An 8,224-nucleotide genomic window follows, 5' to 3' on the forward strand; every position below is an offset into this window, starting at 1 on the left:
CCAGCAGCCCGGTCACGGGGCCGGCCGCCTGGGCGAGCAGCCCGCCGAGCCCTGGCCCGCCGATCTGGGCGACCTCGCGGCTGCCCAACAGCTTGGCGTTCGCCTCGGTAAGGTCCGCCTCGTCGACTACCCCTGGGAGCAGGACCTGGTAGGCGCTGTTGAAGAACACTGTCGCCGCGCCGGCGATCAGCGTGACCACGATGAGTTGCGCGACGGTCAGCACCCCGCACCAGGCGGCGACAGGGACGCTCGCGTACGCCGTCACCGAGACCGCATCACTGGCCAGCATGACGGGCCGGGGTGGCAGCCGGTCGACCCACGCTCCGGCGGGAATGCCGATGATGACCCAGGGCAGCCAGACCATCGCGGTCAGCAGCGTGACGATGAACGTGCTGGTGTGCAGGGTGTCGATGGCGACCAGCGGAATGACGACGATGGTGACGGAATTGCCGACCTCGCTGATGCTCTCCCCGGTCCAGAACAGGCGGAAGTTCCGCTGCCGCAACAGCCCGCCCCGTCGGCCGGTCATCGATGGGGGCTGACGCCGGTGAAGAAGAACACCCGGGCGGCACGCGCGTCAGGCGGCCACAGCGACGGGTCCTCCACCCGGCCAGTGTAGCGCTCCGGGATCGGCCAGATCTCGTCGCGGACCCATCGCATCTCCTCGGCGATGATCCACATGGTGGAGCCGCCGAGGGAATCGAAGCATCGGCTGCTCTATCTCCGCGACTTGTCCACCGGGTACTTCGTGCCCGCGCTGGGCCAGTTCCCCTGGGTCGTCCGCCGGGCTGTCGGCGGCGGTGATTACCCGGCTCACCGAGCAGTGGCAGGACGAGCAGCGGGCGTTCGCGGGCCGGGACCGGGACCTGTCGGCCGCGCGGACTACGCGTACCTGTGGGCTGACGTGATCCATGTCAGCGTCCGACTGGAGGAGCACAAGCTGTGCCTGGTGGTGATGATCGGCGTGCGCGCCGACGGCCGCAAGGAGCCAAGCATTGCTCCTCGATTTTCGCCGATAAGCGCACGATGATGGAGGCGGAAGATCGTCGGCAGGGCTGCGCAGAGAGGTGACACTGCATGCCAGGTAGTACGGAGTCGTCAGGCATCGCCATTATCGGATCCGGGGTCGCGGGTCTGCACCTGGCCCTGCTGCTGCAGAAGCAGGGGATCCCGGTCACCATCTACAGCGAGCAGACGACCGCGCAACTGGCCAGCGGCCGGATGCTGAACACGGTCGCCCATCACAACACGACCGTCCGGCGCGAGATGGAACTCGGCGTCGATCACTGGGAGCTCGCAGAATACGGGTACTTCTGCCATCACCACTACATCGGCGGGCCGCAGCCGCTGTCCTTCCCCGGTGCCTTTGGCGCTCCCTCACGGGCCATCGACTACCGTATCTACCTGCCCAGACTGCTAGCGGACTTCCAGGAACGGGGCGGCGACTTCCGCGCCGGACAGCAAGTCAGTCCGGAAGAGATAGCGAAGCTGTCAGATCAGCATGACCTCGTGGTCGTGGCCACCGGCAAGGGCGGCACCAGCGCGATGTTCCCGGTCATCCCCGGCAAGTCGCCCTACAGCCGGCCGCAGCGACGGCTGTGCGCCGGCCTCTACCATGGCATCGCGCGATCGGAGCCCAAGGGCGTGACGATGAGCGTGGCGCCGCCGCACGGGGAGTTGCTGGAGATTCCCACGTTCTCTTCCGAGGGCCACGTCACGGTGCTGCTGTTCGAGAACGTGCCTGGCGGCGATACCGAGGTGCTCGCGGATGCCAAGTACGACGAGGACCCGGCGGCGTTCGAGCGGCTGGTGCTGGAGAAGGTCCGCACGCACCACCCGTCGGTTTTCGAACGGATCGATACGGCGCGGTTCAGGCTGACCCGGCCTGAAGACCTGCTGCAAGGTGCCGTGATACCGGTGCTGCGCGAGGACTATGCCGTCCTGCCGAACGGGAAGCCCATCATCGCGCTCGGCGACGCGCACTCGGTCGTGGACCCTGTCGTGGGCCAGGGCGCGAACTCGGCGTCCTACTCGGCCTGGGAACTCGGCACCGTGATCGCCGAGGACCCGAATTTCGACGAGCGGTTCTGCCGGAAGGTCGCCGCCCGCCGCGCCAACCGGGTGCAGGCAATCTCCGACTGGACGAACCTCATGATCGCCCTGCCGCCTGCGTCGCACCTACTGCAGCTCCTCGGCGCGATGTCGCAGAACCCGGCCGTCGCGGACGAGTTCACCGACAACTTCAACTACCCCGAGCGCCAGTGGGACATCCTGGCGACCCCGCAGCGCACAGCCGCATTCCTGGCACGCCACGGAATGTAACGAGCACGGAATGTAACCAGGCCCCAAGCGCCGGGCACTTGGGAGTCACATGAGACGGCGCGGGACTTCTCCGTCTTACGGAGTTGTCGCTTCGCAGGACGCGACCGACAGGATGAACGAGACGGCGATCCACCCCGAGTGCACCGCCCTGGCACCCGGTCTTCGCCAGTCCCTACTGGGCCGCGCTCGCGATACTCGCAACCGGCTGGTGGCACCGGCCCTGGTCCGGTCAACGGCGCTGATCAGGCGAGCCGCATCAAGTGGCTCGGAGAAGAGACCGTGGTTGTCTGGGACTCATCCTCCGTCTACCAGCAGCTGATCGTCGATGAGGGCGCTGCGCCGTGCTCGGCAAATTCGAGATCCCGCCAGCCAGAGCCGCTCCATCCCGGGCTCTGCGCTCCCGGCCTGATGCTGACAGCCGCACGGGCCGTCTCTGCGCCCGTGCTGTATCACGTGCAGTGGGCCGACGCGATCTTCCCCGCGACGGGGCACCTAACGGTCCGGGGTCTCCCCCGCCCATGGACATCCTGCGGTCATCCCGTGACCGCTCTGTCTGGCGTCGCCGCAGTGTCCTGCGGCGATCTTCGTCTCCTCCGGTCGATCCCCCGGTCACTGTCGCCTGCTCACCCGAAGGGCCGCTGCCGAGCATCTCGCTGGCGATCGCAGACCACAACACCTCGCGCGCATCTTCCAGGACACCCGGCTCGGGCATCCGGACCTTGCCGATCGCGCTCAGCAGCTCACCGGTCTCCAACCCCGCCGACTCATCACTCATGCGCTCACCCCAGCTTCGTCCTCAGCATCGCGTTCGCTCAGCACCCGGCGCAATGTTGCTCGTGCCCGGTGCAGCCGGCTCCGCACGGTTCCCTGCGCAACTCCCAGCACCCTTGCTGCCTCGGCCGGGGTGAGCTGCTCCCAGGCAACGAGCAGCAGCACTTCGCGCTCGGCCGCCGGAAGCTCTCGTACAGCCGATACCACAGCCTTGGCCCGCTCGGCCGAGTCCAGCCGGGCATCGACGCCATCCCATGGGTCAAGCCGTTCCTCCTCAAGGGCCGCCGACTCGTCACTGCTGCCAGTTCTCCAGTGCTCGCGCAGCACGTTCCGTGCGATCCCGTACAGCCACGGCCGCGCGTCGGCGTGTTCGGTGTCGTAGCCGCCGCGTCCCGCGAACGCTCTGAGCCATACCTCGGCCAGCAGGTCATCGGCCGCCTGGCGGCCCGCACGGCGGGCCAAGTACGCGTGAATGGCGACCTCATGACGGCGGGCCACATCGACGAACGCGTCGGGACGGCCGTGCACCGAGCGTCCGATCAGTACGCCGTCAGGTTCCACGTCAGTCCTCGCTACACCGGTGTCGCCCACCCCGCTACCAGTACGGTATTCGGCCGACAGATGATCATCCTGCCCTCAAGAGCCCCCGGCCGCGTTCCAGCCGGGTAGGCGGCGAGTCCCAGGCTGTCGGCTCCCGGCCTGCCCAGCCCATCCCAGACGGCCGCCCTCTTAGCCAGATGACCAGCGAGAGCCGCACCGCCGGGTCCGTAAGCATGGACGGCAACCTCAAGGGGCCGGTCGCTGCGCGCGAGTCCGGGTGGCACGGTGAGAGCCGCGACTCCGAGGCGGGCGCCGCTTTCATACCGCGCGAAGCCGCCGAGCCGCATCCGGCCGGCAATGCGCCGCTGGGCCGGGTTCGCGTGCCCCTCCTGGCTGGCCATCATGTTCAGTCTGGACAGGCCCGGCTCGGTCAGGGCGAGCCACAGGTCCAGGTCTGCGAGCTCGGCGATGCCATCGACGCGCAGCCCCGAGGGAACAGGCACGTCCGTCGCGGGACAGGAAAGCGCCTCATCGAGGGGATCGGCCTCCGGCACCGGCCCCGTCAGCGGCCAGTGCGTAAAGGCCCGGCTGCGGACCGAGCGGCACGATCACCTCTGGTCCGGCGGAAGGGCCGGTCATCCTGATGAAATGGCACCGGCAAGCCCGCCGCCCGACCCAGTGGTTTCCCGCGTGCTCGAATGCCACCGCCAGCTGGATGCCCCGGACCGAGAGAGGGACCACGATCCGCCCGCCGGCGCCAAGCTGCGCCAGCCACCGCGGTGCCAGGTCCCAGGCGCCCGCGGTCACGATGATCCGGTCGTAGGGCGCGTAGCTGGGGACCCCGGCCGCGCCGTCGCCGCAGACGACTGCAACGTTATCGAAGCCGGCCTCGGCCAGGCTGGCGCGCGCCCGGTCTACCAGGTCAGGCTCGATGTCCATCGTGACTACGGAGCCGGACCCTCCGACGATCTGCGCGATCAGCGCCGCGTTGTAGCCGCTCCCGGTCCCGATCTCGAGAACACGCTGCCCGGGGGCAAGCCCGAGCTGGTCGAGCATGATCGCCATCAGGGCGGGACGGGTGGACGCGCTGACCGGAAGTCCGCCGGCATCGGACTTGATCACGATCGCTGTATCCTCGTAGGCCAGCTCCGCTGGTTCCCCGCACACGAACACGTGCCGCGGAACCGCCTGGAAAGCCTCGCTCACCGATGCGCTGGCGCGCCAGCCGGCCCGCAGACTGTCTGCTAGCCGGGTTCTCCGCTCGGCCAGCACATCGGCGCCTTCGCTGCCGGCTCGCCCGCTCATCTCCTGGTCTCCAATCTGCCGCGCCGGGGATGGTCCCTACCCTGCTATTGCAGGAATCCCCGGGAGCGTTCGGCCGCAAGTCCTGCGAAGACGGTCACGGGACAGTTGTTGCCCCGTGGAGCGAGCACGACGGCGCCTCGCGTGTTGACTCCGCCGGCGCGCGGGATGAGCATTGTGGCGCGCCCCCGCGGCGGGCGCTGGATCGTGCGGATGAGCGCAGGCTCACCGCCCGCCGCCGCGCCGGCGGTCGCCCGCACTACCCGGGAAAGAGGTCCACATGAGCATGACAACGCGAGCCGCGGTCTGCCGGAAAGCCGGTGAGCCGTGGGAGATCACCGAGCTCGAGCTCGATGATCCGCAGGCCGGCGAGATCCTGGTCAAGTTCTACGCGGCCGGCCTGTGCCACTCCGACGACCATGTGCAAAAGGGCGACGCGAAGATGCGCATGCCGATGGTCGGCGGGCACGAGGGCGCCGGCGTCGTCGAGGCGGTCGGCCCGTCCGTCACCCGGGTCACGGTCGGCGACCACGTGACCTGCTCGTTCATCCCGGTCTGCGGCAAGTGCCGGTACTGCGCGACCGGCCGGCAGAACCTGTGCGACGCCGGCCGGAACGCCGAGACCGGGCTGCTCGCGACCGGGGAGTTCCGGTTCCACCAGAACGGTGAGGACTTCGGCGGCTTGTGCGCTCTCGGCACGTTCTCGCAGTACGCGGTCGTGCACGAGTACTCCGTCGTCAAGATCCCCGAATACATCGGCTTCGATGTCGCCGCGCTGGTGGCCTGCGGGGTGCCGACCGGCTGGGGATCGGCGGTGCGGGCGGGCGACGTGCGCGCCGGGCAGACCGTGGTGATCTACGGGGCCGGGGGCGTGGGCAGCAACGCGGTGCAGGGCGCCCGGTTTGCCGGGGCCAAGAATGTCGTCGTGGTGGACCCGGTGGAGTTCAAGCGGGAGATGGCCAAGGTGTTCGGCGCCACGCACACCTTTGCCACCGCCGAGGAAGCGTTCGACTTCGTGCGCGAGACCACCTGGGGCGAACTCGCCGACCGCGCGATCATCACCGTCGGCATTCTGCACGACAAGGTGATCCAGGACGCCATCCAGGTCATCGGCAAGACCGGCCAGGTCACGATCACCGCGGTCGGGGGCGGCCATTTCGACACCAACTCCGGCATCCTGCTCGGCTACGGGCGCAAGATCCAGGGCTCGATCTACGGCGGCTGCAGTCCGCTGGCGGACGTGCCGCTGCTGATCGGCCTGTACGAGGCGGGCGACCTCAAGCTGGAGGAGCTGATCACCCGCCGCTACCAGCTCGACGAGATCAACCAGGGCTACCAGGACATGCTCGACGGCAAGAACATCCGCGGCCTGATCGTCCACGAGCACTAGGAAGGAACCGCAGAAGATGAGCATCACCACCCGCGCCGCCGTTGGCCGGCCGGGCTCAAAGGCCTGGGAGATCACCGAACTGCAGCTGGACGAGCCGAAGGCGCACGAGGTCCGGGTCAAGATCATGGCTGCCGGGCTGTGCCACTCCGACGACCACGTCATCAAGGCCGCCAACCCGAACCGCATGATGTTCGTCGGCGGGCACGAAGGTTCCGGCATCGTCGAGTCCATCGGCCCCGACGTGACGCGCGCCAAGCCGGGCGACAAGGTCGTCTTGTCCTACATCCCGGCCTGCGGCATCTGCCGGCCCTGCTCCACCGGTCACTCGAGCATGTGCGTCAAGGGCCTGAACGCCGGCACCGGAATGTTCGAGGACGGCACCTGGCGGTTCCACGAGGGCAGCACGGACGTCGGCGGGTTCTGCACGCTGGGAACCTTCTCCCAGTACGCTGTCGTCTCGGAGTACTCCGTCGTTCCGCTGCGCATCGACCACCAGGACATCCCCTGGGAGGTACTGTCCCTCACCGGCTGCGGCGTGCCGACCGGCTGGGGATCGTCGGTGTACGCGGCCGGGGTGCAAGCCGGCGACACCGTGGTGATCTTCGGCGCCGGCGGCGTGGGCAGCAACGCGGTGCAGGGCGCCCGGTTCGCGGGGGCGCAGCACGTGGTCGTGGTCGACCCGGTGGAGTTCAAGCGGGAGATGGCCACCACCGTGTTCGGCGCCACGAAGGCGTTCGCCACCGCCGAACAGGCGCACGAGTACGTCCGGGAGGTCACCTGGGGCCAGCTGGCCGACAAGGTGATCCTCACGCCCGACGCGGTCACCGAGGAGATGCTCACCGCCGCCGTGGACATGACCGGCAAGGGCGGCAAGGTGCAGGTCACCGCGGTCGGCCACTTCGGCGAGAAGAACATGACCTTCCGCGCCGGCGCGCTGATCAGCTACCACCGGCAGATCCGCGGTGCGCTGGCCGGCGACAGCAACCTGATGTACGACATACCGAAGCTGCTCAGCCTGTACAAGTCGGGCCTTCTGAAACTGGACGAACTCGTCACCCGCACGTACGCGCTGGACGAGATCAACCAGGCCTACCAGGACATGAACGATGGCAAGAACATCCGCGGCGTGATCGTTCACGAGCACTGAGCACAGCCCAACTGATCGTGCGCTCCAGGTTCTCCGTCGCTGTGGGGAGGTGGGAGGTCAGGGAAGCGCGGGCTCCTTGTGCGGCTCGAGGTCCTTGGTGGCCTCGCGTAGGCGCGGGATGAGCTCCTTGCCGTAGTCGATCGCGTCGCCGAGCGGGTCGAAGCCGCGGATGAGGACGGTCGAGATGCCAAGCTGGATGTACTTAACCAGCGCCTCGGCGACCTGCCCGGCCGTGCCGACGAGCGCGGTGGAGTTGCCGCCGGTGCCGGTCAGGCGGGCGACTCGCATCCAAAGTCGCTCGTCAAGCACGTCACCCTCGGCGGCGAAGGCGCGCAGGCGCGCCGCGCCGACGGAGGTATTGTTGCGCCGGACGCCCGGGTCGGCGAAGTCGCGACCCTTCACCCGTTCCTCGGTCCGGTCGCCGATCTGTTGTGCACGCGCCCACGCCGCGTCCTCGGTCTCGCCCAGGATCGGGCGCAACGAGATCGAAAAGCGCGGGGAGCGTCCGTATTTCGCCGCGACTTCGCGGATCTGCGCGATACGCTCGGCGATCCCGGCGAGCGGCTCCCCCCAGAGCATGTAGGTGTCCGCGTTCTTTGCTCCGGCCTCGAGCGCCGGGCCCGACGCGCCGCCGAAGTAGAGCGGGATCCCCGCCTCGGTCGCCGGCTGCACGATGCTGTATGCACCCTCGAACTTGTAGAACTCGCCTTCGTAGTCGAATGGCTCGGCTGAGGTGAGCGTCCGGCGGAGAA

General features: G+C 68.5%; 9 protein-coding genes and 1 pseudogene. 4 read left to right on the plus strand and 6 right to left on the minus strand.

The annotated features are described in order from the left end of the window. Together Q1N79_RS03485 and Q1N79_RS03490 are read right to left on the minus strand one after the other, a co-directional pair. Positions 1–529: MFS transporter (locus Q1N79_RS03485; protein ID WP_300604246.1), on the minus strand; the 529-nt coding region annotated here is incomplete at its 3' end. Next, entirely contained in the window at positions 526–681 is a 156-nt protein-coding gene (locus Q1N79_RS03490) for a hypothetical protein (RefSeq protein WP_300604248.1), read from the minus strand. The genes Q1N79_RS03485 and Q1N79_RS03490, both read right to left, overlap by 4 nt. A gap of 31 nt (positions 682–712) precedes the next feature. On the opposite strand from Q1N79_RS03490, the pseudogene Q1N79_RS03495 reads away from it, so the two are divergent. Together Q1N79_RS03495 and Q1N79_RS03500 are read left to right on the plus strand one after the other, a co-directional pair. Then, a pseudogene (locus Q1N79_RS03495) lies at positions 713–988 on the plus strand (transposase); the annotation flags it as partial. Positions 989–1,077: 89 nt separating this feature from the next. Next, positions 1,078–2,322: a styrene monooxygenase/indole monooxygenase family protein gene (locus Q1N79_RS03500; RefSeq protein WP_300604251.1), complete on the plus strand. Its 1,245-nt coding sequence runs from the start codon at positions 1,078–1,080 to the stop codon at positions 2,320–2,322. Positions 2,323–3,093: 771 nt separating this feature from the next. Here the strand turns inward: Q1N79_RS03500 and Q1N79_RS03505 are convergent. Genes Q1N79_RS03505 through Q1N79_RS03515 form a run of 3 tightly spaced genes read right to left on the minus strand, consistent with a single transcriptional unit; the run spans position 3,094 to position 4,938 of the window. Beyond that, positions 3,094–3,654, minus strand: a complete 561-nt coding sequence (locus Q1N79_RS03505; RefSeq protein WP_300604253.1) for a sigma-70 family RNA polymerase sigma factor — start codon at positions 3,652–3,654, stop codon at positions 3,094–3,096. Between the two features lie 11 nt (positions 3,655–3,665). Next, positions 3,666–4,136, minus strand: a complete 471-nt coding sequence (locus Q1N79_RS03510) for a hypothetical protein (protein ID WP_300604255.1) — start codon at positions 4,134–4,136, stop codon at positions 3,666–3,668. A gap of 25 nt (positions 4,137–4,161) precedes the next feature. Next, positions 4,162–4,938: a methyltransferase domain-containing protein gene (locus Q1N79_RS03515; protein WP_300604257.1), complete on the minus strand. Its 777-nt coding sequence runs from the start codon at positions 4,936–4,938 to the stop codon at positions 4,162–4,164. Positions 4,939–5,215: 277 nt separating this feature from the next. Between Q1N79_RS03515 and Q1N79_RS03520 the strand changes: the two genes are divergently transcribed. Both Q1N79_RS03520 and Q1N79_RS03525 read left to right on the plus strand, forming a co-directional pair. Continuing rightward, positions 5,216–6,325 (plus strand): NDMA-dependent alcohol dehydrogenase, encoded by a 1,110-nt coding sequence (locus Q1N79_RS03520; RefSeq protein ID WP_300604259.1) that lies wholly within the window; start codon positions 5,216–5,218, stop codon positions 6,323–6,325. Between the two features lie 16 nt (positions 6,326–6,341). Then, positions 6,342–7,472 (plus strand): NDMA-dependent alcohol dehydrogenase, encoded by a 1,131-nt coding sequence (locus tag Q1N79_RS03525; protein ID WP_300604262.1) that lies wholly within the window; start codon positions 6,342–6,344, stop codon positions 7,470–7,472. Between the two features lie 57 nt (positions 7,473–7,529). Here Q1N79_RS03525 and Q1N79_RS03530 read toward each other — a convergent pair. Beyond that, positions 7,530–8,224, minus strand: a 695-nt coding sequence (locus Q1N79_RS03530) for an LLM class flavin-dependent oxidoreductase (RefSeq protein WP_300604265.1), incomplete at its 5' end; no start/stop codon positions are given.

This window comes from Trebonia sp. (genome assembly GCF_030042015.1).
Taxonomy (GTDB): domain Bacteria; phylum Actinomycetota; class Actinomycetes; order Streptosporangiales; family Streptosporangiaceae; genus Trebonia.

Coding starts and splice junctions, on each gene's coding strand:
- Q1N79_RS03490 (WP_300604248.1), bottom strand. CDS start 681: ATGTGGATCATCGCCGAGGAGATGCGATGGGTCCGCGACGAGATCTGG.
- Q1N79_RS03520 (WP_300604259.1), top strand. CDS start 5,216: ATGAGCATGACAACGCGAGCCGCGGTCTGCCGGAAAGCCGGTGAGCCG.
- Q1N79_RS03515 (WP_300604257.1), bottom strand. CDS start 4,938: ATGAGCGGGCGAGCCGGCAGCGAAGGCGCCGATGTGCTGGCCGAGCGG.
- Q1N79_RS03525 (WP_300604262.1), top strand. CDS start 6,342: ATGAGCATCACCACCCGCGCCGCCGTTGGCCGGCCGGGCTCAAAGGCC.
- Q1N79_RS03500 (WP_300604251.1), top strand. CDS start 1,078: ATGCCAGGTAGTACGGAGTCGTCAGGCATCGCCATTATCGGATCCGGG.